The following is a 23,798-nucleotide window of genomic DNA, read 5'->3' on the forward strand; positions in this document are numbered from 1 at the left end:
TCTGGGTCGGCCTTGAGCACACTTCACCGGCTGGAGCCAGCGGGACAGCTCCTATTCTCCCACGGGCGCGACCCGCCCCCTGCGGAGTTGGTACATCCGGCTGTCGGCCGCGGCCAGCAGCACGTCGGGGGTCCAGGGTTCGCCCGGACGGGCTGCGAAGACCCCCACCGTCACCAGCGGGAGCCCGTCCAGATCCGAACCCGCCAGGGCCCGCGCGTTGAGTTCCCTGGTCAGGGTCTCCTCCGACGGCGGATCACCCAGTCCCATCACCACGAATTCGTCGCCACCCCAGCGGGCGACGATCTGGCCGGCGGTGATCAGACTCCTGAGCGCATCGGCCACCTCGCACAGTGCCGCGTCCCCGCGGTCGTGTCCGAAGTCGTCGTTGATGGCCTTGAAGTGATCCACGTCTACGAACGCGCACCAGGCGCCGACGCGGGTCTGACGCGCCGTCTCCCGCAGGAGGGAGGCCCTGGCGTGGAAACCGGCCCGGTTCAGCAGGCCGGTCAACTGGTCCCGGTCGGCGACGAGTCGCAGTTGATCGATCAGGCCGGCCTGGACGGAGCGCTCGTGACCCAGAGCCAGGAAGAAGCCGACGGCCAGGCCACCCGACAGCGGGATCACCGGCAGCAGATTGAAGTACAGCGGGGCCGGGACGTGGAAGATGATGCCGAAGACCACCCAGCAGCTCAGGCAGACTGCGGTCGAGATGCCGAAGATCAAGGGGCTCCGCAGCCCGGCGCCCGCCCCGACGAGCACCAGCGCGCAGTAGGCGGTCAGGGAACCCCAGGTACCCGGCGACGGCAGGGCGTGGGCCATCACCCCGGTGGTGGTGCCGACCAGCGCGACCGCAGTCACCAGATCCAGACCGACGGCCGAATCCACGGCCCTGCGCAGGACGGCGACCAGGGCGACCAGGCTGTACAGACCGATGGCGAGACCGAACCAGGTCACGGCCGGGCCCCAGCGACCGCCATCGCGCAGGGCGAGGTTGATCCCCAGATTGGCCGAGGCGGAGAGGCCGAGCCCGATCGCCGTCATGAATCGGTGTGGTCGCGGCCGGGGTCTGTGGATGGATTCGTCAGGACGTGGTGGACCTGGCACCGGTGAAGAGTAGCTGCCCACCCCTCACGCAGTCGCAGACGGTGAGGGATGGGGACGGCGTGGCCGGGATCCGTCCCACCCGACCGCGGTCGACCGCCCGCGGGTACGTTCGATTTCCGGGCGCGCATCGCGGAACGCCGGTTGGGTCATGTTGTTCTGCGGGAGTGTCCCCGACCCGTATCCGACTTCCGAGGAGTTCGAATGAGGACAGCACTGGCCATCGTCAACGCCCACGTCGTACCGATCGAGGGTGATCCCTTCGATGGCACGGTCGTGGTCGCGGACGGACTGATCACCGCGCTCGGCGCCGACGTCGGGGTACCGGCGGACGCGAAGGTCGTCGATGCGCGCGGCCGTTGGCTGCTGCCCGGTTTCATCGATGCGCACACCCACCTCGGCGTGCACGAGGAGGGCGAGGGCTGGGCGGGCAACGACACCAACGAACTCACCGACCCGGTGAGTGCAGGGGTGCGGGCGATCGACGCCATCAACCCGACCGAGATGGGTTTCGACGACGCACTCGCCGGCGGGGTGACGACCGTCAACGTCAATCCGGGCTCCGGAAATCCGATCGGTGGCCTGACGGTGGCGATCCACACCCACGGCCGCACCGTCGACGAGATGGTGCTCCGATCCCCGTCCGGCCTGAAGTCGGCTCTCGGCGAGAACCCGAAGCGGGTCTACTCGGACCGCAAGCAGACACCGGCGACCCGGCTGGGGACGGCCGCGGTGATACGTGGCGCCTTCGTCGACGCGCAGAACTACGCGGATCGGCAGTCGCACGCGGAGCCCGACAAGGCCCGGCCGGCCAGAGATCTGAAGATGGAGGCGCTCGGATCCGTGCTGCGCCGGGAGATCCCCTGGCGTCAGCACTCGCACCGGGCGGACGACATCGCCACCGCGATCCGCATCGCAGACGAGTTCGGCTACGAACTCGTGATCGATCACGGCACCGAGGCTCACCTACTCGCAGATGTTCTTGCGGCCAAGGGCATTCCGGTCCTGTTCGGTCCGATGTTCACCAGCCGCTCGAAGGTGGAACTCCGCAACCGTTCGATGGTCAACCCCGGCCGGCTGGCCGCGGCCGGAGTCGAGATCTCCCTGATCACCGACCATCCCGTCGTCCCGATCAACTTCCTCGTCCTGCAGGCGACCCTGGCCGTGAAGGAGGGTCTGGATCCGGTGGTGGCGCTGCGCGCGATCACCATCCACCCGGCGCGGGTGATGGGGGTGGCGGACCGGGTCGGTTCCCTCGAGGTCGGCAAGGACGCGGACCTGGTCCTGTGGTCCGGCGATCCGCTGGATGCCATGCAGCGGGCGCTCTCCGTCTACATCGGCGGGCGAGAGGTCTACACCTACGACGACGACACGCGGGTCGGCACGGTCGTTCCGCGGTGAGTCGCGCGCCGGCGGTGGTGATGGACCGGGTGGCCCGGATGTGTCTTGCACTCCCGGACACCACGGTTCGGCCGGCCCACGGGGCCCCGGCGTATCAGATACGGGCGAAGACCTTCGCCACCGTGATGGACGACCACCACGGCAGCGGACGGACAGAACTCTGGATCAAGGGCGCACCCGGAGCCCAACGGGAGTGGGTCGACTCCGGCGGTGGGAAGTATTACGTCCCTTCCTATGTCGGGCCGACCGGATGGATCGGCGCCTGGCTGGACATCGACGTCGACTGGCCGGCGATCGGCGAGTTGCTGGTCGAGGGGTACCTGATCCAGTCCGGCCGGCGGGCCACCGAACGTCAGGATCCGGTCGCTCTGCTGTCGGGCATCCTCGAACTCCGCTGATGCCCCCCAGCCGGGCGGAACTGGAGAAATTCAACGGGGTCACGGTCCCCGACCTGCTGGGTCCCCGCGTCGACCTGCTGTTCGTGGGGATCAATCCCGGCCTGCTCAGCGCCGCCGTCCAAGCGCATTTCGCCCGCCGTGGCAACAGGTTCTACCCGGCACTGCGCGGCGCCGGCATCATCGACCGGGACATAGACGCCTCGGGCGGATTCGAGCCGGCGGACCTCCGCTACCTGCAGGGCCGCGGGATCGGCATCACCAATCTGGTGGCCAGGGCCAGTGCACGGGCGGACGAACTGGATTCGGCCGAGCTGGTCGCCGGCGGTCTGCGATTGACCACCCTGGTGGCCGAGATCCGGCCAAAAGTGGTGGCCGTCCTCGGGATCACCGCTTATCGGCTGGCTTTCACCGATCGGAGCGCGAAACCCGGTCGCCAGCCGGCCGACCTCTGCGGGGCGCAACTATGGGTGGTGCCGAACCCCAGTGGGCTCAACGCACACGAGACGGCCAGGAGTCTGGCCGTCCACTACCGGGAAGTCGGGGTGGCCGCCGGCCTCGTCGGTGACCGATGACCGATGACCGGGTGCGGGTGTGGGCTACCGGTCGCGGGCTACCGGTCGTGGGCTGCGGCTCGCGGGCTACCGGTCGTGGGCTACCGGTCGTGGGCTATCGGTCGGCGTACCAGGCCCAACGGACCAGCGGGATCTGCAGCGGCAGCCTCGCCCAGGCGATGACCCGGTACCAGGTGGGCCTTCGGCCCGAATTCATCGCCATCGACAGATTGGCCGGGAAGACCCCGGCCAGCAGCACGGCCGAGAACATCCCGCCGAGACGTCTGGTGGCGGGCACCGCCATCAGGGCCGCACCGGCCAGTTCGCCGGCCCCGCTCAGGTAGACCAGTTCCTTGGGACGCGGCAACGCCCGCGGGACCATGGACACGAACGGCAGTGGACGCGCGAAATGCATCACGCCGGCACCGGCCAGCAGCACGATCAGGAACTGCGTCGGACGCGACGGGCGGCTGGTCATGCGCCCATCGTGCCGCACCCGGCATGGTGCCGCAGCCGTTCGTCGCAGCCGTTCGTCGCAGCCGTTCGTCGCAGCCGTTCGTCGCAGCCGTCAGCGGGCCGGCGCAGCCTGAGCGGGCCGGCGGCATGTCCGCCGCACGCAACGCGGATGCCGGGATCATGGCACTGTGGACGGAATGATCTACCGCCGCGCTGCGATCTGGTGCGGGTTGGCACTGATCATCGTCGGCGCGGCGGGCTGCACGGCCGTGGGACCGACGGGCCCGTCGACCACCCCGGCGGCTGTCTCCACCGGCGGCGGGCCGATCAGCCCAGCGGCGAGCAGTCCCGCGTTGGCAAGTCCCTTGTCGAGCAGGACCGCGCCGAGCGGCCCAGCGGTGATCGGCCCAGCACCCAGCAGTCCGGCAGAGATCGGTCCGGCGCCGAGCAATTCGACCCCGAGCAGTACCGCCGTGATCAGCTCGGCGGCCGGAGTCACTGCGCAGGCATCACCCGGCGCCGTACCGGTCCCGTCACTGCCCTTCGTCGGCGTCGTCGGGGTCAACGACCCGACCTGCCACTCAGGCAAGCGGCCGGTCGTGCTGCTGCACGGCACCTTCTCGACCGTGGCGTCGAACTTCTCGGTGATGGTGCCGTCGTTGTCGGCCGCGGGTCGGTGCGTCTTCGCGCTCGAGTACGGCCACGGGGGACTGGCGGCCGTCACGACCTCGGCCGGTGAGTTCGCCGCGTTCGTCGCCACCGTCCGCCGGGTGACCGGAGCCCGACAGGTCGACGTGGTCGCCTACTCGCAGGGCGGTCTGGTGCTCCGGACCGGACTGCGACTCGACGGGCTCGCCGACCAGGTGGCCACCGCCGTGCTCATCGCGCCGTCCTGGAACGGCACGACGGCGCCGTTGGCCGGTGCGCTGCCGGCGAATTTCTGCCCCGCCTGCGCCGATCAGGTCGCCGGATCGCCCCTGCTCCGGAAACTGGACCTCGGCGGCGACCTGGACGGTGACGTGCGGTACGCCGAGGTGTCCACCCGCGGAGACACCGTGGTGACGCCGATCGGTTCCCAGGTGCCGGCGGGCTCGCCCGACCGGGTGCGGTCGATCGTCGCCGAGGATCGCTGCCCACGACTGGTCACCGATCACGTCCACCTGCCGGGCGTTGCCGGTGTGATCCATTGGGTGCTGGCGGCGCTGGCCACCGACGGGCGACCGGTACCCGCCGATCTGACATGTTGAGAGCCCGGACCGGCGCAGGCCGATCCGACGATTGGGTGCCGGGGCGCCAGAACTGCTAATCTAGGTCTTCGTGTGCGCTCCGCCGGGGTGCACTCTGCCCTCCGGGCGTCGCCCTCCGGGGCAGGCGCCGAGGATTCCCACCCGCTGTCGGGCCGGGTCCACGGGGGCGACACCAGCTGGACGCACACATTCCCTAGAGACGAAACGAAGGCAATCAGGCGTGGCCAACATCAAGTCCCAGATCAAGCGCATTCGCACCAACGAGCAGGCGCGCCTGCGCAACAAGTCCGTGAAGTCAGCACTCAAGACTGCGATTCGTCGCGTCAAGGCCGCCACCGCCACCGGCGACAAGGCCGCTGCCACCGTCGAACTGGTCGCCGCGAACCGCAGCCTGGACAAGGCCGTCTCCAAGGGTGTCATCCACGCGAACCAGGCCGCCAACCGCAAGTCGGCGCTGGCGCAGCAGGTCAACGCCCTCTGACCCAGCCTCGAAGGGGACGGCGCCACTTGGTGGCGCCGTCCCTTTTGTCGTACCCGCATGCTTCCGGAATCCCGGCATCTCCGGTCCGTCACCAGTCGGACGCATCGTCGGGGTCTCAGCGGAGGCGTCGAGCACGCGACAAGTCGATGACCGCCTTCTCCAGCGCGTAGTCGGCGTCTGCTGCGAGACCCTTGACGGCCCCGTTGAGGTCCGCGACCACTTCCATCGCGCGAGCCAGCCCGGGTTCGCTCCAGTACCGGGCTGCCGTGCGCGCCCGATCGATCTTCCACGGCGGCATGCCCAACTCGCCGGAGAGCGCATAGCCGTTTCCCGGACGGGCGCCGGATACCTTCGCCACCGTCCGGATGCCGTCGGCCAGGGCGTCGGCGACCAGTACGTGCGCCACGCCAACACCCATCGCCCATCGGAGCGCTTCCAGGGCGGACGGCACATCACCGGCCACCGCCAGATCGGCGACCGCGAAGCCGTTCACCTCGGCACGACCGCGGTGATAGCGGCGGACCGCCGACTCGTCGACCATCCCGCCGGTGTCGGCGACGAGCTGACCGGCTGCCGCAGCAAGTTCGCGCAGGTCGGATCCGACGGCATCGACGAGAGCCGCCACCGCATCCGGCGTAGTCGTTCCACCGGCAGATCGAATCTCGTGACGGACGAATTCGATCCGCTCGGCCGGTTTGGTGATCTTGTTGCAGGTCAGGACGGCGGCGCCCGCCTTCCGCAGCGCGTCCGCCAGAGCCTTGTTCCTGGCCCCGCCCAGATGCTGGACCACCAGCACGACACCCTCCACCGGATCGCGTGCGTAGTCGACCACCGCGGCCACGAGTTCCTTCGACGCCTCGTGCGCCTGGCGGATGACCACCACCCGCGGCTCGGCGAACAGGCTCGGGGCGACGAGATCCGAGAACTCCAGGGGCGAGAGGCTGGCTGCGGCCGCTTCGCGCCGTTCCACGTCGGGGTCCACCCGTCGCGCCGCGCTGACGGCACCGGCAACCGCCCGATCCACCAGGAGCGGCTCGTCACCCAGCACGAGCAGCAGTGGATCCAGTGGAGCAGCGGCGGCGGACACACCCATATCTTGTCAGCCAGGACCGACACACCCGGCGTTCACCGGTGACCCGATAAACTCTGCGGAAGAAACTTCCCGCGACGCTGCCGCCCCGCATCGCGTTGCTTCCCCACCCCTGACAAGGATCCCCGTTGCGCCCGATCTTCTCTGCTGCCGCCCTGCTGCTCTCGCTGGTCGTCGTCAGCTCGTGTGCCTCGAATTCCGCCGGCAACGCCGCGCCCGCATCGTCCAGTTCTTCGCCGGCCGGTGCTGCCCAGTCGGGCGCGTCCGGGTCGGCGACCTGCTCGTACCCCTCAGACGGCAGCGCCGCAGCCAAACCGGCGACCGCTCCGCCGGCTTCGGAACCGAAGAGCGGGACGGTCGACGTCACCATCGCTCTGACCGGCGGTGACGTGAAGATCACCATGGACCGGGCCAGGACCCCCTGCACCATCGGCAGTTTCGTGCACCTGGCCACCGCCGGCTACTTCGACAACACCACATGCCATCGCCTGACCACGACCAGCAGCTTGAAGGTGCTCCAGTGCGGCGACCCGTCCGGCACCGGTTCGGGTACTCCGGGTTACAGCTTCGCCGACGAGACGAACGCCTCCATGACGTACGGGACGGGGACCGTGGCCATGGCCAACGCCGGACCGAACACCAACGGCTCGCAGTTCTTCCTGGTCTACGGCGACTCCGGCCTCTCCCCGGACTACACGGTTTTCGGTCACATCACCGGCGGACTGGACGTCCTGACGAAGATCGCCGCGGCGGGCGTCTCCGGTGGCTCGCAGGATGGCGCGCCGGCCTCGCCGATCACGATCAGCAAGGTGACCGTCGGCTCCTGAGAGCCGGATGCGGTAGCCTGGCCGGACAACTGAATCACCACTCATCCAGAGGGGCAGAGGGATACGGCCCGATGAAGCCCCGGCAACCACTGATGATGATCTCCTTCTCGTTGTAGAGGCACAGCCTCGCCACTTCGAGGCCGGTCGTCAGCAGGTGCCCCGTCCGTCCCGCTCCGGCGGGAAAGATGAGACGAAAGGCCTCGTCATGACCTCTGTCATCAGCTCTGCCAGCCCCACCACCAGTTCGGTCGATCTCGGTCCGGCCGTGGCGCTGTCGTGTCGCGAGTGCGGAAACCGCGTCGCCCTCGGGCCCTTCTACGCGTGCACCGAATGTTTCGGGCCGTTGGAGGTCGCCTACGAGTTCACCTCCACCGGCCAGGCCCTCCGCGAGCAGATCGAGGCCGGGCCGCAGAACATCTGGCGCTACGCTCCCCTGCTTCCCGTTCCGGCCGACATCGCCGGCACTCCCAACATCAACCCGGGCGGTACCAAGCTCGTCCGCGCCGACAACCTGGCGCGCGAGCTCGGGATGAAAACCCTGTGGGTGAAGGATGATTCGGGTAATCCGACGCACTCCTTCAAGGACCGGGTGGTCGCCGTCGCGCTCGCTGCCGCCCGTCAGCTCGGCTTCAAGGTGCTCGCCTGCCCGTCGACCGGCAACCTGGCCAATGCGGTGGCCGCGGCCGCAGCACGCGCCGGGATCCGTTCGGTGGTCTTCGTACCGTCCAACCTCGAGCAGCAGAAGATCCTGACGACGGCGGCCTACGGCGGAACCCTGGTCGCCGTCGACGGCAACTACGACGACATCAACCGCCTGGCCGGGGAGATCGCCGGTGAGCAGGAGGACTGGGCCTTCGTCAACGTCAACGTCCGGCCCTATTACGCCGAGGGATCCAAGACTCTCGGCTACGAGGTCGCCGAGCAGCTCGGCTGGCGACTGCCCGAGCAGGTCGTCATCCCGATCGCCTCGGGCGCCCAACTGGTCAAGATCGACAAGGGGTTCAGCGAGTTGGTCGCGCTCGGCCTGGTGGAGGACGCGTCGTACAAGGTCTTCGGCGCCCAGGCGACCGGCTGCAACCCGGTCTCGGCGGCGTTCAAGGACGGCCGCGACTTCATCCAGCCCGTTCGCCCCGACACGATCGCCAAGTCGCTCGCGATCGGCAATCCGGCAGACGGTCCCTATGTGCTCGACGTGGTCAAGCGGACCGGCGGCGCAATCGAGGACGTCACCGACGAAGAGGTCATCGAGGGCATCAAGTTGCTGGCCCGGACCGAGGGCATCTTCGCCGAGACCGCGGGCGGCGTCACGGTTGCCGTGCTGCGCAAGCTGCTGGCCTCCGGTCAGCTGGACCCGAACGCCGAGACGGTCATCTTCAACACCGGCGACGGTCTCAAGACCCTCGATGCCATTGCCCACGTCGTCGGCCCGACCGCCACCATCCCGCCGACGCTGGCAGCCTTCGACGCGACCGGCCTCGCGTAGACGCCGCTCTGCCCGTCAGCACCCGAACGCCCGCAACGGCCCGGTCTCCCGCTCGGGGACCGGGCCGTTTCCGCATCTCCGGGGCCAGGGTGTGGCATGGATCAACATCGCACGCATGGCCGAACTTGACGACTTCTGTCCCACCAGTCCCAAACGAGCCACTTTGATCCATGCCTGCGAAGTTGATCCACGCGCACACCGGGCCACGCGCACCCCGGGCCAGGCGAATGACGGGACCGCGCCGGGTCAGTGGTCCGGGGACGTCGGCAGTTCGATGCCGAAAAGGGTGTGCAGGGCCTGGAGGTAGCCGGCCCCGTCACCGGTCCTGGCCAACTCCTTGGCCCGGAGCGTCGGCGTGTGCAGCAGGGATTGCGTGACCCGGTGCATGGCCAACTCGACCTCCGCCGCGATGGCGTCGTCGTACTTGGCCCGGAGCCGGACCATCTCCTTCTCCACCGCCCCGGAGACGTGCTTGCGAAGGGCGACGACAGCCGGGTCGAGTGCCCGGCTCGCCTGGTCGTCCTCGAACTTCGCCACGGCCGCGATGACGACATCATGAGCGGCGTTGATCGATTCCCGATGCTCGGGCGCAGCACCCTCCGCAACGGTGTGCAGGTCGATGACCCGGACGCCCGGCAGCGCGCGCACACCGGCGGACACATCCGGTCGGAGCGCGAGATCGATCAGCTGCAGCGGGTTCTCGCGCCCGACCAGGGCCGCGGTGATGGTGGCCACGTCCAGGACGCCACCAGTGGTGCCGCTGCAGGCGATGACGAGGTCCGCCTTGCTGACGGCTTCGGCGAACTGGTCGGCCGGCACCACCTCGGCGTGATGGGTGGCGGCGAAGGCGTCGGCGCGCCCGCTCGGGGAGAAGACCTGCAGCCGGGTGCAGCCGCGAGCGTGCAGCGCGGCGGCGACCACCCTGGCGTACGCCCCCGTTCCGATGATCAGGCAGGTCGAGGTGGCCAGCGGTAGCGCGGCGTCCAGGGTCTGGGCCGACGGGAGCGCGGCCGTGGCGATGTCGATCGCCACCGACGCGACCGACCGACCGGCCGACCCGAGCCCGGTGCCGGTGGTCACCTGCTTGGCGGTCCTGGCGGCGGACTGGAAGAGGGAGTTCAGGATCGGCGTCGTGGTGCCGGCGGCGTGGGCCGCGGTCAGTGCGCGTGACACCTGCCCCGAGATCTCGGCCTCGCCGACGACCATCGAATCGAGCCCGGAGGCGACCGTGAACAGATGCGCGGCAACGGGGGCGCCGACCCGGACCTTGAGAAGCCCCGCTGCATCGGCCGGATCGATCTCGGCCACCGCGGCGATCCGGTCGGTGACGGCATCGATCGCGTCGTGGAAGCGATCGGCGTCCAGGTAGATCTCGAGCCGGTTGCAGGTGGCAAGTACGACGGAGCCCCGGATCGCGCCGTCAGCGGCGGTCAATTCGCGCAGGGCCTGGCTGAGAGAGTCGGTGCTCGTCGAAAGCCGCTCCAACTGGGTCAGCTCCAGGTCGTGGTGGCTGGCACCGAGAACCATGAGCATTACCCCATCGTACCGCTGTGACCAGCCCAAACCAGGAAAGGTGAGGCTCACCAGCCGTCGATCCGACAGGCAAGGACAGCATCGACGGCACGGTCTGTGACGTGCACTGTCGCACCTTGGCAACCGCCGGCGCAGAGGTGCGGAGAGCCACGTCACCAAGGGTCCGCTAACCCGGTCCGGGCCGTGACGGAGTCCCCGACCTTCCCCTGCCCGGTCCGACCGGTCCTGGTGGGACGATGAACCCACCATGACGACGCACGCAGCCACCTCCGTAGAAGCCGACCACACCACCGAGGCCGACACCACCACACAGGCCGAGCGGACCCTGCCGGCCGACCACCCCCTGCGTGACGGCAGGTTGGACGGCGCTCCCCTGCTGAGGGCCTACCGCGGACTGCCCACCGCCGCTCATCCCGTCTGGTTCATGCGCCAGGCCGGACGGTCCCTACCCGAGTACATGAGGGTGCGCACCGGGACGGGCATGCTCCAGGCCTGCCTCACCCCGGACCTGGCCGCCGAGATCACCCTGCAGCCCGTACGCCGACACGGGGTGGACGCGGCGATCCTGTTCAGCGACATCGTGGTTCCGTTGAAACTGGCCGGCATCGGGGTGGAGATCGTGCCCGGCACTGGGCCGGTCGTCGACCACCCCATCCGGACCGCGGCGGACGTGGCAGCGCTTCCGCAGCTGGACCCGGCCGCGCTGGCGCCGATCAGCCAGGCGGCCGCCAACTGCGTGCAGGCGCTCGGCCGCACACCATTGATCGGTTTCGCGGGCGCACCGTTCACGCTGGCGTCCTACCTGGTCGAGGGCGGACCGAGCCGGGAACACCTGCGCACCAAGGCCCTGATGCACGCAGAGCCCGAGACCTGGCACGCGCTGGCCTCCTGGGTGGCCGGCGTCACCGGCTCGTTCCTGCGGGCCCAGATCCTGGCCGGGGCCTCGGCGGTCCAACTGTTCGACTCCTGGGCCGGCGGCCTGTCCCTGGCCGACTACCAGCGCTTCGTCGCCGAGCACTCGGCCACGGTGCTCGCCTCCGTCTCCGACCTCCCGGTGCCGCGGGTGCACTTCGGGATCAACACCGGAGAACTGCTGGCCGCGATGCGTGATGCCGGCGCCGATGTGATGGGTGTGGATCACCGCATCCCGCTCGACGTCGCGAACCAGCGCCTCGGTGGCCGCACGCCCCTGCAGGGCAACATCGACCCGGCGCTGCTCTTCGCCGGCGACCGACCGCTGCACGAAGCAACACTCGCCTGCCTGGAAGCCGGCCGCAGCGCCCCGGGTCACGTCGTCAACCTCGGGCACGGCGTACCTCCGGACACCGACCCCGACGTCCTGACCCGTCTGGTGGCCTTCATCCACGACCAGCCATGACGCCGGCGGCGACGGTCGTCGTCGGGGGCGGCATCGCGGGTCTGGTGACGGCCTGGCAACTCGCCACCGGCGGGCACGGCGTGGAGGTCCTGGAGGCCGGTCCGGTCGTCGGTGGATGCATCGCCCGGCACACGGTCGGCGGGCTGGGCCTGGATTCCGGGGCCGAGTCGTTCGCCACCGCAACACCTGTCGTGGCGGATCTGATCGCCGCACTCGGGATCGACGACCGGATCGTGTCGCCGAATCCGTTGGGGGCGTGGGTCCGTCACGCAGGCGGAACGGCGCCGCTTCCGCTGGCGGCGCTGATCGGCATCCCCGCCCGGCCCCTGGCCGCGGACGTCCGGCGGGTGCTCGGCTCCGTCGGCGCGGCCAGGGCCGCGCTGGACCTGCTGCTGCCGGGTCGGTTCGGCGCCACCGAACCGACCCTCGGCGGCCTGGTCGGTCTGCGGATGGGACGACGGGTGGTGGACCGCCTCGTCGAGCCGGTGGCCGGTGGGGTCTACTCCACCGACCCCGACGAGTTGGAGGTCGACTCCGTGCAGCCCCGTCTGCGCGGTGCCGTGCACGACACCGGCTCGCTGGCGCACGCCGTCCGGGCGCTCCGCGGGTCGGGGGCCCGCCCCGGTTCGGCGGTGGCCGGCCTGTCGGGGGGACTCTTCGAGCTGATCGTCGCCCTCCGGTCGGCCGTCGAAGCGGCCGGCGGGACCATCACCACCGGAGTGCGGGTGGAGGGCCTGACCCCTGGCGGCGATGGCTGGCTGCTGCGCACCTCCCTTGGTCCCAGAACCGCCCGGGATGTGGTGCTCGCGGTTCCCGGAGTGGCAGCTGCCGCCCTGTTGTCGGGCCAGGGTGTGACGGTGCCGCCGGCGGTGACCGCCACCAGCAACGTGCAACTGGTCACCCTGGTCGTGGATCACCACGGCCTCGACAGCCATCCGCGCGGGACCGGCCTGCTGGTGTCCAGGCACGCCTCGGGCGTCACCGCCAAGGCGCTGACGCACGCCACCGCCAAGTGGGCCTGGCTGGCGGAGCAGGCCGGGCCGGGGCGGCACGTCCTGCGTCTTTCCTACGGGCGCGGTGACCAGCCGCTCCCAGAGGCGGAGGAACTCCTTGACCTCGCACTCATCGACAGCACGGTGATGACCGGGGTCGCGCTGACGCGAGCCACCCTCGTCGATTCCGATCTCACCACCTGGACCTCGGCCCTGCCGCGCCCGGCACCCGGTCACCGCGCAGCCATGGACCGGCTGCGGGAGCAGGTCGGGAGCCTTCCCGGGCTGCACCTCACCGGTTCCATGACGGCCGGGACAGGGCTCGCTGCGGTGGTGGCCGAGGCGAGGGCCTGCGCCCGCCAACTGACCGAGCGCCTCGGCCCGGCCGACCACACGACCGGCACCGACCGCCGTCCTGACCCGTCCGTCTCCGCGAGTACGTCGGCTACGCCACAGCCGCCGGAGACACCGCCGACCGCAGCCTGAGAGAAGATGGAACACATGAGCAACGACGACGCCGTCACCCCCACCGCGACCACGCCGGCAAGGGTCACCGCACGCGAGATCAACAAGTCGATCCGCTACACCGCCTACTCGGTCTACTCCCGTGCGGGCGAGCTGGATTCGCCGGATGACAAGGCCACGGCCGAGCTGACCGATCTGGTCGCCGCCCTGGCCGAGAAGGACGTCCTGATCCGAGGGCTCTACGACGTGTCCGCGCTGCGTGCGGACGCAGACCTGATGGTCTGGTGGCACGCTTCCAGCGCCGAAGCTCTGCAATCTGCGGCCCGCGCCCTGCGTCGCACGTCCGTCGGGCGGAGCCTGCGCCCGGCCTGGTCGGCAATGGGACTGCATCGTCCGGCGGAGTTCAACAAGGGTCACGTGCCTGCCTTCCTGTCCGGAACGGCACCGAAGCAGTGGGTCACGGTCTACCCGTTCGTCCGCTCCTACGAGTGGTACCTGCTCCCCGACGAAGAGCGCCGCGGGATGCTCGTCGAGCACGGCATGATGGGCCGCGAGTACACCCAGGTGCTGTCCAACACGGTGGCCGCGTTCGCTCTCGGCGACTACGAGTGGCTGCTGGCCCTCGAGGCCGACGAACTGCACGACACCGTCGACCTGATGCGTCATCTCCGCGCCTCGGGGGCGAGAATGCATGTCCGCGAAGAGGTTCCGTTCTACTCCGGATACCGGATCGACGAGGCCGGCGTGGTCGAGGTGCTGCGGTGAACAGCCCGGTGTCGAGCGGGCAGGCGCTGACAGACGAACTGTCGACCGCCGGGGGCCGTGATGCCTCCGCGCTGGAGTACGACGCGGTGCTGCTGGCCGGTTTCGGTGGCCCAGAGGGCCCGGACGACGTGATGCCGTTCCTGCGCAACGTGACCCGGGGCCGGGGCATCCCTGACGAGCGCCTCGTCGAGGTGTCGCACCACTACCTGGCGCTGGACGGTGTCTCGCCGATCAACGAGCAGAACCGCCACCTGCGCGCCGCGCTCGAGGCCGAGCTGCAGCGCCGCGGCGTGGATCTGCCGGTGCTCTGGGGCAATCGCAACTGGGCGCCGTTCCTGCCCGAGGTGATCGCCTCGGCGGCCGACGACGGGAAGGTCCGGCTGCTCGGACTGGCCACCTCGGCCTACTCCTCCTACTCGGGCTGCCGTCAGTACCGCGAGGACTTCGGTCTGGCCCTGCAGTCCACCGGGCTCGTCGGCAAGGTGCGGATCGACAAGGTCCGTCCGTACTACGACCAGCCCGGTTTCGTGCAGCCGTTCATCGACGACGCCACCGTCGCGGTCCAGGACGCCCTGGCCGCCGGAATTGCGTTGGCCGACATCGAGGTCGTCTTCACCACCCACTCGATCCCGATGACGATGGCCCGCACCGCCGGTTCCGACGCCCTCGGGGATCACGACGGCACCGGCGCCTACGTCAACCAGCACCTGGCGGTCTGCCGGGTGGTGAGCAGCGCCCTCGACACGTTCTTCGGTCGCCCGATCGGCTGGCAGCTGGCCTACCAGTCCCGTTCCGGGCCCCCGTCGATGCCCTGGCTCGAGCCCGACATCAACGACGTCATCAGCGATCTCGCCGGCAACGGCCGCAAGGCGGTGGTGGTGATCCCGATCGGATTCGTCTCCGATCACGTCGAGGTGGTGTGGGATCTGGACAACGAGGCCTTGGAGACGGCCCAGCAGAAGGGCATCTGGTTCCGCCGGGTCGCCACCCCCGGCACCGATCCTCGCTTCGTGTCCGCGCTGGTGGACCTCGTGATGGACCGAGTGGAGCCCTCGCTGGCACCGGCGCAGCGCCCCTCGCCGACGGGCCTGCCCGCCCGGCCGGGTTTCTGCGCGGTGGGTTGCTGCGTCAATGGGCGCGGAGCCAAACCCACCACCGCGGGCCAGGATTCGGCTTCGGACTGGCAGCAGTACGGGGTGGATGCGGCGACCCTGGTGGCCTCCGGGATCCGCGGTGTGGGTTGACCGACGTCCTCCGGGTCGGCACCAGGGGCAGTGCGCTGGCACTCGCCCAGTCCGGAACGGTGGCCCGCCAGCTGGCCGACGCCGCCGGCGGCACCGCGGAGTTGATCAGGATTCGGACGCAGGGTGATGTCAACCTCGGACCACTGGCCTCGATCGGTGGCACCGGCGTCTTCGTGACCGAGGTGCGATCACGGCTGGTGGCCGGTGATGTCGATGTCGTCGTGCATTCGCTCAAGGATCTGCCGACCTCCGATGCGCCCGGGATCGCCCTTGCGGCCGTGCCCGTTCGCGAGGATCCGGCGGATGCGCTCTGCGCCCGCGACGGCCTGACCCTGGACACCCTCCCGCCGGGCGCCACCGTCGGCACCGGTTCACCACGCCGGGCGGCCCAACTCCTGCGGCACCGGCCGGATCTGGACGTGCGACCGATCCGCGGCAACATCGACACCCGTCTGTCCCTGGTCGGTGCGGGATCGCTGGACGCGATCGTGCTGGCCGCGGCCGGCCTGGCCCGGATCGGCCGTACCGGGGCGATGAGTCAGCGACTCGGTCCCGAACTCATGCTCCCCGCCCCGGCCCAGGGCGCCCTGGCCGTGGAGTGCAAGGTGGGCGACGCCGAGAACGCCTGGTATTCGGCCGCTCTGCAGGATCTCGACGATTCCGACACCCGCTGGGCGGTGACGGCCGAGCGGAGTCTGCTGGCCGCTCTCGAGGCCGGCTGCACCGCACCGGTCGGCGCCTTCGCCACCGTGTCCGGTGCCGATCTGACGATGACCGGCGCCGTGATCGCCACCGACGGCAGCCGGGAGATCCGCGGCACCGTCACCGGACCGGCCCACCGGGCCGAGCAACTCGGCAGGGATCTCGCGGCCCGACTGATCAGCGACGGAGCAGCGGCCCTGCTGAGCGTCGGGTCGGCCGCCGACCGGTGAGCGCGCTGGCCGGGTGGCGCGTGCTGGTCCCACGTCCGCAGGGTCGCGGATCATCCCTCGTCACCCTCCTGGCCGGGGAAGGTGCCGTCGCACAGGCGGTCCCGATGATCGGCATTCATCCGCCGACAGATGTCGGCAGGCTCGATTCCGCCGTGGTCGGACTCAGCGCCGGCGAGTACAGCTGGGTCGGTTTCACCTCGGTCAACGCCCTCGTCGCCGTCCTGGACCGGGCCGCACACCTGGCTCTGGCACCCGCCATCCCGGCAGACACCAGGGTGGCAGCCGTCGGTCCGGCCACCGCTGCGGCACTGCGGGCAGCCGGCCTGCCGATCGACCTGGTGCCGGAGCACGGCGGGTCCGCCGCCACCCTGGCCGCGATCTGGCCGGCCGCGCACGCCGGCGAATCGGTACTGCTGCCGCAGTCCGAGATCGCCGGCCGGGTCCTGGCCGACGGGCTGCAGGCCAGGGGTTTTCGCCTGGAGACGGTGACCGCCTACCGAACCCTGCCCGAGCCGCTTCCGCCGAGCGTCGCCGCCGACCTGGGTGCCGGAGCCTTCGAAGCGGTACTCCTGACGTCGCCCAGCACGGTGCGGTCGGTCGCCTCGGTGCCGGTATCCCCGGACACCGTCCTGGGCGCCATCGGTCATTCCACCGCCGCGGCCGGCACCGCCGCCGGCCTGAGGATCGCCTACACCGCAACCGACCCCACCGATTCAGCCCTCATCGCAGGACTTGCCGCATTCGCCCACCGTCACCCACGCAGAAGGCAGACATGAGATACCCGGATTTCCCCACCAGCAGGCCCCGTCGACTGCGCCGGACCCCGGCCATGCGTCGACTCGTCGCCGAGAACCGTCTGCACCCGGCCGATCTGGTGCTACCGATGTTCGTCAAGGAATCGCTGACCGAACCGTCGCCGTTGGGTTCGATGCCAGGAGTCGTGCAGCACACCCGGGATTCGCTCAAGGCGGCGGCACTGGAGGCGGTGTCCGCCGGCGTGGGCGGACTGATGATCTTCGGCATCCCGTCCGAACGCGATGCCCTCGGCAGCGCCGCGACGGACCCCGAGGGAATCCTGAACCTCGCCCTCGCCGACCTCAAGGCCGAGTTCGGTGACGCCACCGTGCTGATGGCGGACCTGTGCCTGGACGAGTTCACCGACCACGGGCACTGCGGTGTGCTGGACGCCCGGGGCGCCGTGAACAACGACGCAACGCTGATCCGCTACGCCGACATGGCGCTGGCCCAGGCCGCGGCCGGTGCCGATCTGCTCGGGACCTCCGGGATGATGGACGGGCAGGTCGGGGTGATCCGGGCGGCCCTGGACACCGTCGGCGATCACGACACCGGAATCTTCGCCTATGCCGCCAAGTACGCGTCTGCCTTCTACGGCCCGTTCCGGGAGGCCGTCGACTCGGCCCTGATCGGCGACCGCCGCACCTATCAGCAGGACCCGTCCAACCGGCGGGAGTCGGCGCGGGAGGTCGCGCTCGACATCGCAGAGGGCGCCGACCTGGTGATGGTGAAACCGGCCATGAGTTACCTCGACGTCCTGTCCGACGTCGCCGCCAGCGTCGACGTACCCGTTGCGGCCTACCAGGTCTCGGGCGAATATGCGATGATCGAAGGGGCGGCGGCGCACGGCTGGATCGATCGGGACCGGGCGATCCTGGAAACGCTGACCTCGATCCGGCGGGCCGGTGCGTCCATCATCCTGACCTACTGGGCGACCGAGGTCGCCACCAACCTGAATGCGGGCCGCTGACATGAACGACCACTTCGACCAGGCCGAGGTTCCGGCCAGTGCAGCCCTTTTCGCCAGGGCCTCCAAGGTCACGCCCGGCGGAGTCAACTCTCCCGTGCGGGCCTTCCGGTCCGTCGGCGGCACACCACGTTTCATGACCTCGGGCCGTGGCCCCTACATCACCGATGCGGACGGCAACACCTACGTCGACCTGGTCGGGTCGTGGGGCCCGATGATCCTGGGCCACTCCCACCCGTCCGTCATCGAAGCGGTCCGGACCGCGGTGAGCCGGGGCCTGTCGTTCGGGACCCCGGGCGCCGGCGAGGTGGCCCTCGGCGAGGAGATCGTCGCGAGAGTTGCACCGGTGGAGCAGGTCCGGCTCGTCTCCTCCGGTACCGAGGCGACCATGTCGGCCATCCGGCTGGCTCGCGGCTTCACCGGCCGGCCCAAGATCCTCAAGTTCGCGGGCTGCTACCACGGCCATGTCGACGCCCTGCTGGCCTCCGCCGGTTCCGGTGTCGCCACCTTCGCCCTCCCCGATTCGGCCGGCGTCACGGCGTCCACCACCGCCGAGGTGATCGTGGTGCCCTACAACGACATCGACGCCGTTCGTGCGGCGTTCGCCGCCGAGCCGGGACAGATCGCCGCGATCATCACCGAGGCCGCCTCCGCCAACATGGGGGTGGTACCCCCGCTGCCCGGTTTCAACGGGGCCCTGGCGAAGGTCGCCCACGAAGACGGCGCGTTGCTGATCACCGATGAGGTGATGACCGGATTCCGGCTCAGCCGCTCCGGGATGTACGGCCTCGACGGAGCACTCGAAGGCTGGGCGCCGGACCTGATGACCTTCGGAAAGGTGATCGGCGGTGGCCTCCCGGTCGGTGCCTTCGGCGGTCGGGCCGACATCATGGGCCTGCTGGCTCCCCTCGGTCCGGTCTACCAGGCCGGCACGCTGTCCGGGAACCCGATCACCACGGCCGCCGGGCTGGCCAACCTGCAGGGCCTGACCGACGACGTCTACGCCCACCTGAACCGGACGGCCCGCACCATCGGTGATCTCGCTTCCGGGGCCCTGACCGAAGCGGGTGTGCCGCATCAGCTGCAGAACGCCGGCAACCTGTTCTCGATCTTCTTCGGCCCCGACCCGGTGCACGACTACGACCAGGCCAGGTTGCAGAACACCACCGCTTTCGCGGCGTTCTTCCACTCGATGCTCGCGTCCGGCGTCTACCTGCCGCCGTCGGCGTACGAAGCCTGGTTCGTCTCCGCGGCCCACGACGACGAGGCCGTGTCCAGGATTGCCGACGCCCTGCCCGCCGCGGCGAGGGCGGCAGCAGCGCAGACCCGCCAGTAGGGTCGGCCTGCCGGTCTGCGACACCGGTTCGGAGGTGCGGGGCTCTGTCGGTGCGGGCTGGCAGGATCATGCTGAGTCCGACCAGCGCCACCTGATCCCGCTCCGATCGACCCCGAGGACGCAGCCATGCCACCACGCAGACCACCCCGCCCCACCCCTCCGGATGTGGACGTCCTGCAGACGGCCCTGCGCCAGGGCAAGATCGTCCGGGTCGGGATCGCGCCCTCGGATCAGTTCCCCGACGGGGTGACCGGTCGCGTCCGCCGCATCGGTGATCCGGCGATCGACGGTGACGAGTTCCTGTTCGTGGAGGTCCCGGTGGGTGGCGCGAAGGACGTGCTGCCCTTCGCCGTCAAGGATCTGACGAGCGCCCCGGCCCGCAAGCTGGTCTCGGCCGTGGCCGCTCCGGTGGGGTCTGCCGATCGACCCCCCAGATCCTCTCCGGGCACTGCCGTTCCGGCCCGGCTGGCCGTTGCGGTCTCGCCGTCCCCGTCGATCCCATCCATCTCCCCGGTGCTGCCCGCGACATCGAGCGAACACGGGACGAGCACACCCGCCTCACCGGCGCAGCCGGCCGGCGCAGGCGCACCGAGAAGCGCCGGGACCGGTGGCCGGGGAAAGCGTGCACCGGTCACCATCACCATCAGCACGGCCGGTGACGAGTCGGCCGCGTGGCGGATCGAGGCCAGGATCGGCGTCAGAGCAGCCGTCCGTCCCACCGTGATCCCGCCGTCCCGCGTCTGGGAGATCGTCCAGTCCCTCGGCGAACCCAAGCTCACCGAGGTGGTGCAGACGTTGCTCGAGGATCACCGCCGCAGCACCCAGGCCAGAGCCGACGCCCTCGCTGCAGAACTGTCCAGCCTTCAGGCGGAGCTGAACTCCTTCCCGGGGAAGAACGCCTGAGACCGTCGTTGCAGCCTCACGTACCGTGACCTCATGCTGACCGTGACCGCCGGGGACGTCGAAGGGATGCGGCCGTTCTTCGCCCCGGAGCGACCGGGGCCGATGGTGTTCGGACACGTCGCGACGACCGGCCGGGGGATCGTCGCGGTCGATCGGTGGCCCGGCCCTCGAGTGGCGATGGCCCAAGTCGGTCAGGACACGGCGCTCCGCGGAGATCCGGACCACCTGTCGCCGGACGCCTTCGCCGGTGCGGCAGCTTTCCTGGAGGCGCCGCCGCAGTGGGAGGCCGCCCTGCGGAACATCGACCCGGCTCTGGCCGTCTGGCCACGGATCATCGCCACCCTCCCGGCCGGCGCGCACCTGCCCGTCTCCGACGCCGTCCTGCTCGGGCCGGACGACGTCCCGGGGCTCGCAGCGTTGCCGGCCGATATCGCCTGGATCCACGAAACCTGGGGCGGGCCCGAAGGTCTGGCGCTCGCACGGGTGGCGCGAGGCTACCGGGTCGACGACGAACTGGTCGCCGTGGCCGTGCCGTTCCACATCGGCTCCGCCTTCGAAGACGTCGGTGTCGTGACGGCAGCGGCGCACCGCGGACACGGCAGGGCCCTGACGTGCGCAGCCGCGGTGCTCCAGGACATCCGTGACCGAGGGCGCGTCCCGAGCTGGTCGACCTCGCCCGACAACCCGGGAAGCCTCGCCGTCGCGGCACGGCTGGGATTCGTGCACCATCGCGACGACGTGCTCTACGCGATCAACCTGCCCTCCCCGGACGACTCGCACTGACAGCCGGCGGAAGCGTGCCCTTCACCAGTCATGCGTGCCTGGAAGGCCCGAGCAACGCGTCTCGATCCCCGAAGCCCCGGAGTACGAGCCGGGGTGCAGCCAGGCCGTGAGGGCCGGAAATACGGACACCGCCGGGCCTGTTGATCTCGATGCGATGATCGCCGTCGTCGACTGACCCGCCTGCCCGGTGTCAGGCGCCGTCACCGCTTCCGCCCTTGCCCGAACCGGCCGGTAGACCGGCACCCCTTGTCGCCGTGCCGAGCTTGCCGTCGATGACGCAGACGGCCGCGTCGCCCTGCAGATCTGTGCGCAGCACGGTGGCTCCGATTGCCGAGAGTTGCGCCAGCGCCTTGGGACTCGGCTGTCCGTATCCGTTGTCACGCCCGACCCCGATCGCCGAGATCTTCGGTCGGACGGCGGCCACGAAGGCCGGTAACACCTTCGCCGATCCGTGGTGTGGCTGCTCGAGGACGTCCGCCCGCAGGTCGACCCCGTCGTCGAGCAGTTGCTGCTGGGCCTCGTACTGCGCGTCACCCGTCATCAGGATCCGAATGCCGGCGAGGTGGGCCATCAGCACGACGGAGTCGTTGTTCTCGTCCGAGTCGGTGCCACGAAACGCCCCCTCGGGGCCGAGTACCTCGATGCTCAGACCGCCGCTGGCCCACCGGGTGCCCTTGGGCAGCCCGACCACCGGAACCCCCTGTCCCGCAGCCAGTTCGTTGACCTTGCGCCAGGCCGGCAGAGCATCACGATCCGGTCCGACCCCGATGGCCCCGACGCTGCGGCCCGGCAGCACGCCGGACAGACCACCCACGTGATCTGCGTGCAGATGCGTCAGCACCACCAGCGGGACGGTGCCGATGTGCAGCCTGGTCAGGCAGTCGTCCATCAGCCCCGGATCCGGACCGGTATCGACGACGATCGCCGTCCCCGCCTCACCGGTCGACAGCACCATGCCGTCGCCCTGGCCGATCTCGCAGGCCACCAGGACCCAACCCGGCGGTGGCCAGCCGATCGAGACCACCTGGGCCGGAACCAGGACGACACCGGCGCCGGTGATGACCGCGACGGTCAGCGCCCTGACCCGTCGGTGACGAAGGGCCAGGAGTCCCCCGGTCAGCAGACCGGTCAGGGCCAGCACTCCTGGAACACTGGCCGGCCACGGCACCGAGGCCGACTGCCACCGGGCCAGCCGGTGGGCCACGAGGGCGATCCACTCGAGGAGGGGTTGATCAGCTCCGGCCAGGGCTCGGGCCGCGCCCGCCCACCAGGTACCGGTCAGCGCGCAACCCATGCCGATCACCAGGGCCGGCCCGACCACCAGCGCGGCCAGCAGGTTCGCCGGGATCGACGCGAGCGAGATCGCACCGGACAGCGCGGCGATGACCGGCATGGTGGCGACGTGCGCCGCGGCCGGAACGGCCAGCAGGTCGGCCCAGCCTGGTGGACAACCCCTGCGTTGCAGCCCTTTCGACCAGACGGGAGCCAACAGGATCAGCCCGGCGGTGGCCTGGACCGACAGCGCGAAACCGACCGAGCGGGCGAGCGTGGGGTCGTACAGGAGCAACCCGATGACGGCCGCGGCCAGAGCGGGGAGGGCACTGCGGTTGCGTCCGACCGACATCGCGACCAGAGCGATGCCGCCCATCACCGCCGCACGGAGCACCGAGGCCCCCGGACCGACCAGCACGACCAGTCCCACCAGCACCACGGCACCACCCGCCGCTGCCGGGCGTGGTCCGGCCCGGCGGAGCAGCAGCACGCCGAGCCCGCACAGGAGCGCGAAGTGCGACCCCGACACCGCCAGCAGGTGGGTCAGACCGGTGATCTTCGCGTCGGCCTTCAGCTGCGGGGAGATGCCATCCGTGTTGCCGACCACCAGCCCGGGCAGCAGACCCTTCGCATCCGGCGACAGCGACGAGGCGTTCTGCACCAGATGCCGCCGCACCGAGGCGGCCGCACGCTGCCACCAGGGCGCTCGGCTCAGCCGGATCGGACCACTCCGGGCATGCAGGAGCACACCGGGCAGCACCGAGTAACGGTCGACGGCCAGCAGACCGCTGATCTGGATCTGCTCGCCCGGGACCAGCACGGGCCAGATCGCACCGGTGGCCATCACGCTGATGGTGGCGGCCGGTGCGAACCGATGGTCGCCCACGACCGCCTCCTGTGCCTGCGCGGACAACAACCACGTCCCCTCAGCCTCGGGCTGCGCGGGGTCGCCGGTTCCACCGGGGGCGGCCGCGCGGGTCGCCGGAGCTGCGTCGACCGGGGCTGCGGCGACCGGGGCCGCGGCGACCGGGAACGGGCTCGGCAACTTCTCCGCCGCCGTGGCCACCGTCAACCGCAGGGTCGCCCATGACCCGTGACCAGCCGCCACCGTCAACGGATTGGTCGCGGCCGATTGCCAGTAGATGGTCGAGATCATGAGTGCGGCAACGAACGCAGCACCGATGGCGAGCAGGCCGGGCCACCACCGCACCCGCCGCAGTACCGCCACCGACAGACAGAGGAACAGGCAGGCAGACCCCCAGATCAACCCGGCGACCGACGTCCGGTCTGCCGTGGCGATCCCGACCAGCGCGCCGGCCCAGACCGCCAGGGTAGCGGGAATCAGACGAAGGTCGATCGGAGCCTGGGCCTCCTCCTCCCGCCACCGCCGGTTCACCC

24 protein-coding genes and 1 riboswitch are annotated in these 23,798 nt (G+C 70.3%); of the genes, 18 read left to right on the forward strand and 6 right to left on the reverse strand.

Going from position 1 to position 23,798, the window contains the following annotated elements; translation table 11 throughout:
• Nucleotides 1-51 precede the first annotated feature (51 nt).
• On the reverse strand, nucleotides 52-1,041 hold the full coding sequence (locus H7F38_RS21335) for a diguanylate cyclase (protein WP_187091662.1): 990 nt from the start codon (nucleotides 1,039-1,041) through the stop codon (nucleotides 52-54).
• 264 nt (nucleotides 1,042-1,305) lie between these two features.
• On the opposite strand from H7F38_RS21335, the gene H7F38_RS21340 reads away from it, so the two are divergent.
• Genes H7F38_RS21340 through H7F38_RS21350 form a run of 3 tightly spaced genes read left to right on the forward strand, consistent with a single transcriptional unit; the run spans nucleotide 1,306 to nucleotide 3,472 of the window.
• Nucleotides 1,306-2,502 (forward strand): amidohydrolase, encoded by a 1,197-nt coding sequence (locus H7F38_RS21340; RefSeq protein ID WP_187091663.1) that lies wholly within the window; start codon nucleotides 1,306-1,308, stop codon nucleotides 2,500-2,502.
• Entirely contained in the window at nucleotides 2,499-2,900 is a 402-nt protein-coding gene (locus H7F38_RS21345; RefSeq protein WP_187091664.1) for an MmcQ/YjbR family DNA-binding protein, read from the forward strand. Before H7F38_RS21340 ends, H7F38_RS21345 begins: the two co-directional genes overlap by 4 nt.
• Nucleotides 2,900-3,472: a mismatch-specific DNA-glycosylase gene (locus tag H7F38_RS21350; RefSeq protein WP_187091665.1), complete on the forward strand. Its 573-nt coding sequence runs from the start codon at nucleotides 2,900-2,902 to the stop codon at nucleotides 3,470-3,472. Before H7F38_RS21345 ends, H7F38_RS21350 begins: the two co-directional genes overlap by 1 nt.
• A 94-nt stretch (nucleotides 3,473-3,566) precedes the next feature.
• Here H7F38_RS21350 and H7F38_RS21355 read toward each other — a convergent pair whose 3' ends face one another.
• The gene (locus H7F38_RS21355; protein WP_187091666.1) at nucleotides 3,567-3,929 is read right to left on the reverse strand and encodes a hypothetical protein; all 363 of its coding nucleotides are present in this window, start codon (nucleotides 3,927-3,929) and stop codon (nucleotides 3,567-3,569) included.
• A 23-nt stretch (nucleotides 3,930-3,952) separates the two neighbouring features.
• Between H7F38_RS21355 and H7F38_RS21360 the strand changes: the two genes are divergently transcribed.
• Nucleotides 3,953-4,108 (forward strand): hypothetical protein, encoded by a 156-nt coding sequence (locus H7F38_RS21360; RefSeq protein ID WP_187091667.1) that lies wholly within the window; start codon nucleotides 3,953-3,955, stop codon nucleotides 4,106-4,108.
• A gap of 1 nt (nucleotide 4,109) precedes the next feature.
• Here H7F38_RS21360 and H7F38_RS21365 read toward each other — a convergent pair whose 3' ends face one another.
• On the reverse strand, nucleotides 4,110-4,406 hold the full coding sequence (locus H7F38_RS21365; protein WP_187091668.1) for a hypothetical protein: 297 nt from the start codon (nucleotides 4,404-4,406) through the stop codon (nucleotides 4,110-4,112).
• On the opposite strand from H7F38_RS21365, the gene H7F38_RS21370 reads away from it, so the two are divergent.
• Both H7F38_RS21370 and rpsT read left to right on the forward strand, forming a co-directional pair.
• On the forward strand, nucleotides 4,381-5,154 hold the full coding sequence (locus tag H7F38_RS21370; protein WP_187091669.1) for a triacylglycerol lipase: 774 nt from the start codon (nucleotides 4,381-4,383) through the stop codon (nucleotides 5,152-5,154). The genes H7F38_RS21365 and H7F38_RS21370 overlap by 26 nt on opposite strands.
• A gap of 220 nt (nucleotides 5,155-5,374) precedes the next feature.
• On the forward strand, nucleotides 5,375-5,635 hold the full coding sequence (rpsT, locus tag H7F38_RS21375) for a 30S ribosomal protein S20 (RefSeq protein WP_187091670.1): 261 nt from the start codon (nucleotides 5,375-5,377) through the stop codon (nucleotides 5,633-5,635).
• Between the two features lie 115 nt (nucleotides 5,636-5,750).
• Here the strand turns inward: rpsT and holA are convergent, their stop codons facing one another.
• Nucleotides 5,751-6,722 carry a DNA polymerase III subunit delta gene (holA, locus tag H7F38_RS21380; protein WP_255498105.1) on the reverse strand — a complete coding sequence of 324 codons (972 nt, stop codon included), beginning with the start codon at nucleotides 6,720-6,722 and terminating at the stop codon, nucleotides 5,751-5,753.
• Nucleotides 6,723-6,853: 131 nt separating this feature from the next.
• Here holA and H7F38_RS21385 point away from each other — a divergent pair, with 131 nt between their 5' ends.
• Both H7F38_RS21385 and thrC read left to right on the forward strand, forming a co-directional pair.
• Nucleotides 6,854-7,552, forward strand: coding sequence for a peptidylprolyl isomerase (locus H7F38_RS21385; protein WP_187091672.1), 699 nt, complete (start codon nucleotides 6,854-6,856; stop codon nucleotides 7,550-7,552).
• Nucleotides 7,553-7,590: 38 nt separating this feature from the next.
• Nucleotides 7,591-7,744, forward strand: a riboswitch (SAM riboswitch).
• Between the two features lie 13 nt (nucleotides 7,745-7,757).
• The gene (thrC, locus tag H7F38_RS21390) at nucleotides 7,758-9,035 is read left to right on the forward strand and encodes a threonine synthase (protein WP_187091673.1); all 1,278 of its coding nucleotides are present in this window, start codon (nucleotides 7,758-7,760) and stop codon (nucleotides 9,033-9,035) included.
• A gap of 246 nt (nucleotides 9,036-9,281) precedes the next feature.
• On the opposite strand, the gene H7F38_RS21395 is transcribed toward thrC, so the two are convergent.
• Nucleotides 9,282-10,568: a glutamyl-tRNA reductase gene (locus H7F38_RS21395; RefSeq protein WP_187091674.1), complete on the reverse strand. Its 1,287-nt coding sequence runs from the start codon at nucleotides 10,566-10,568 to the stop codon at nucleotides 9,282-9,284.
• Nucleotides 10,569-10,815: 247 nt separating this feature from the next.
• Between H7F38_RS21395 and hemE the strand changes: the two genes are divergently transcribed.
• The 10 genes from hemE to H7F38_RS21445 all read left to right on the forward strand — a co-directional run bounded on the left by hemE (nucleotide 10,816) and on the right by H7F38_RS21445 (nucleotide 21,128).
• The gene (gene hemE / locus H7F38_RS21400) at nucleotides 10,816-11,946 is read left to right on the forward strand and encodes a uroporphyrinogen decarboxylase (protein ID WP_187091675.1); all 1,131 of its coding nucleotides are present in this window, start codon (nucleotides 10,816-10,818) and stop codon (nucleotides 11,944-11,946) included.
• Nucleotides 11,943-13,424: an NAD(P)/FAD-dependent oxidoreductase gene (locus tag H7F38_RS21405; RefSeq protein WP_187091676.1), complete on the forward strand. Its 1,482-nt coding sequence runs from the start codon at nucleotides 11,943-11,945 to the stop codon at nucleotides 13,422-13,424. Before hemE ends, H7F38_RS21405 begins: the two co-directional genes overlap by 4 nt.
• A gap of 15 nt (nucleotides 13,425-13,439) precedes the next feature.
• Nucleotides 13,440-14,168 carry a hydrogen peroxide-dependent heme synthase gene (gene hemQ / locus H7F38_RS21410; RefSeq protein WP_187091677.1) on the forward strand — a complete coding sequence of 243 codons (729 nt, stop codon included), beginning with the start codon at nucleotides 13,440-13,442 and terminating at the stop codon, nucleotides 14,166-14,168.
• Nucleotides 14,165-15,412 carry a ferrochelatase gene (locus H7F38_RS21415; protein ID WP_255498106.1) on the forward strand — a complete coding sequence of 416 codons (1,248 nt, stop codon included), beginning with the start codon at nucleotides 14,165-14,167 and terminating at the stop codon, nucleotides 15,410-15,412. Before hemQ ends, H7F38_RS21415 begins: the two co-directional genes overlap by 4 nt.
• Nucleotides 15,409-16,344, forward strand: coding sequence for a hydroxymethylbilane synthase (gene hemC, locus H7F38_RS21420; protein ID WP_187091678.1), 936 nt, complete (start codon nucleotides 15,409-15,411; stop codon nucleotides 16,342-16,344). The genes H7F38_RS21415 and hemC overlap by 4 nt, the downstream gene beginning before the upstream one ends.
• A 20-nt stretch (nucleotides 16,345-16,364) precedes the next feature.
• Nucleotides 16,365-17,120: a uroporphyrinogen-III synthase gene (locus H7F38_RS21425; RefSeq protein WP_187091679.1), complete on the forward strand. Its 756-nt coding sequence runs from the start codon at nucleotides 16,365-16,367 to the stop codon at nucleotides 17,118-17,120.
• Nucleotides 17,117-18,109: a porphobilinogen synthase gene (gene hemB, locus H7F38_RS21430; RefSeq protein WP_187091680.1), complete on the forward strand. Its 993-nt coding sequence runs from the start codon at nucleotides 17,117-17,119 to the stop codon at nucleotides 18,107-18,109. The genes H7F38_RS21425 and hemB overlap by 4 nt, the downstream gene beginning before the upstream one ends.
• Nucleotide 18,110: 1 nt before the next feature.
• Nucleotides 18,111-19,442, forward strand: coding sequence for a glutamate-1-semialdehyde 2,1-aminomutase (hemL, locus tag H7F38_RS21435; RefSeq protein ID WP_187091681.1), 1,332 nt, complete (start codon nucleotides 18,111-18,113; stop codon nucleotides 19,440-19,442).
• A gap of 126 nt (nucleotides 19,443-19,568) precedes the next feature.
• The gene (locus H7F38_RS21440; RefSeq protein WP_187091682.1) at nucleotides 19,569-20,345 is read left to right on the forward strand and encodes a hypothetical protein; all 777 of its coding nucleotides are present in this window, start codon (nucleotides 19,569-19,571) and stop codon (nucleotides 20,343-20,345) included.
• A gap of 33 nt (nucleotides 20,346-20,378) precedes the next feature.
• Nucleotides 20,379-21,128, forward strand: a complete 750-nt coding sequence (locus H7F38_RS21445) for a GNAT family N-acetyltransferase (protein WP_187091683.1) — start codon at nucleotides 20,379-20,381, stop codon at nucleotides 21,126-21,128.
• Nucleotides 21,129-21,318: 190 nt separating this feature from the next.
• On the opposite strand, the gene H7F38_RS21450 is transcribed toward H7F38_RS21445, so the two are convergent.
• Entirely contained in the window at nucleotides 21,319-23,796 is a 2,478-nt protein-coding gene (locus H7F38_RS21450) for a ComEC/Rec2 family competence protein (RefSeq protein ID WP_187091684.1), read from the reverse strand.
• Nucleotides 23,797-23,798 lie beyond the last annotated feature (2 nt).

It is taken from the genome of Nakamurella sp. PAMC28650 (assembly GCF_014303395.1).
Classification (GTDB): Bacteria; Actinomycetota; Actinomycetes; order Mycobacteriales; family Nakamurellaceae; genus Nakamurella.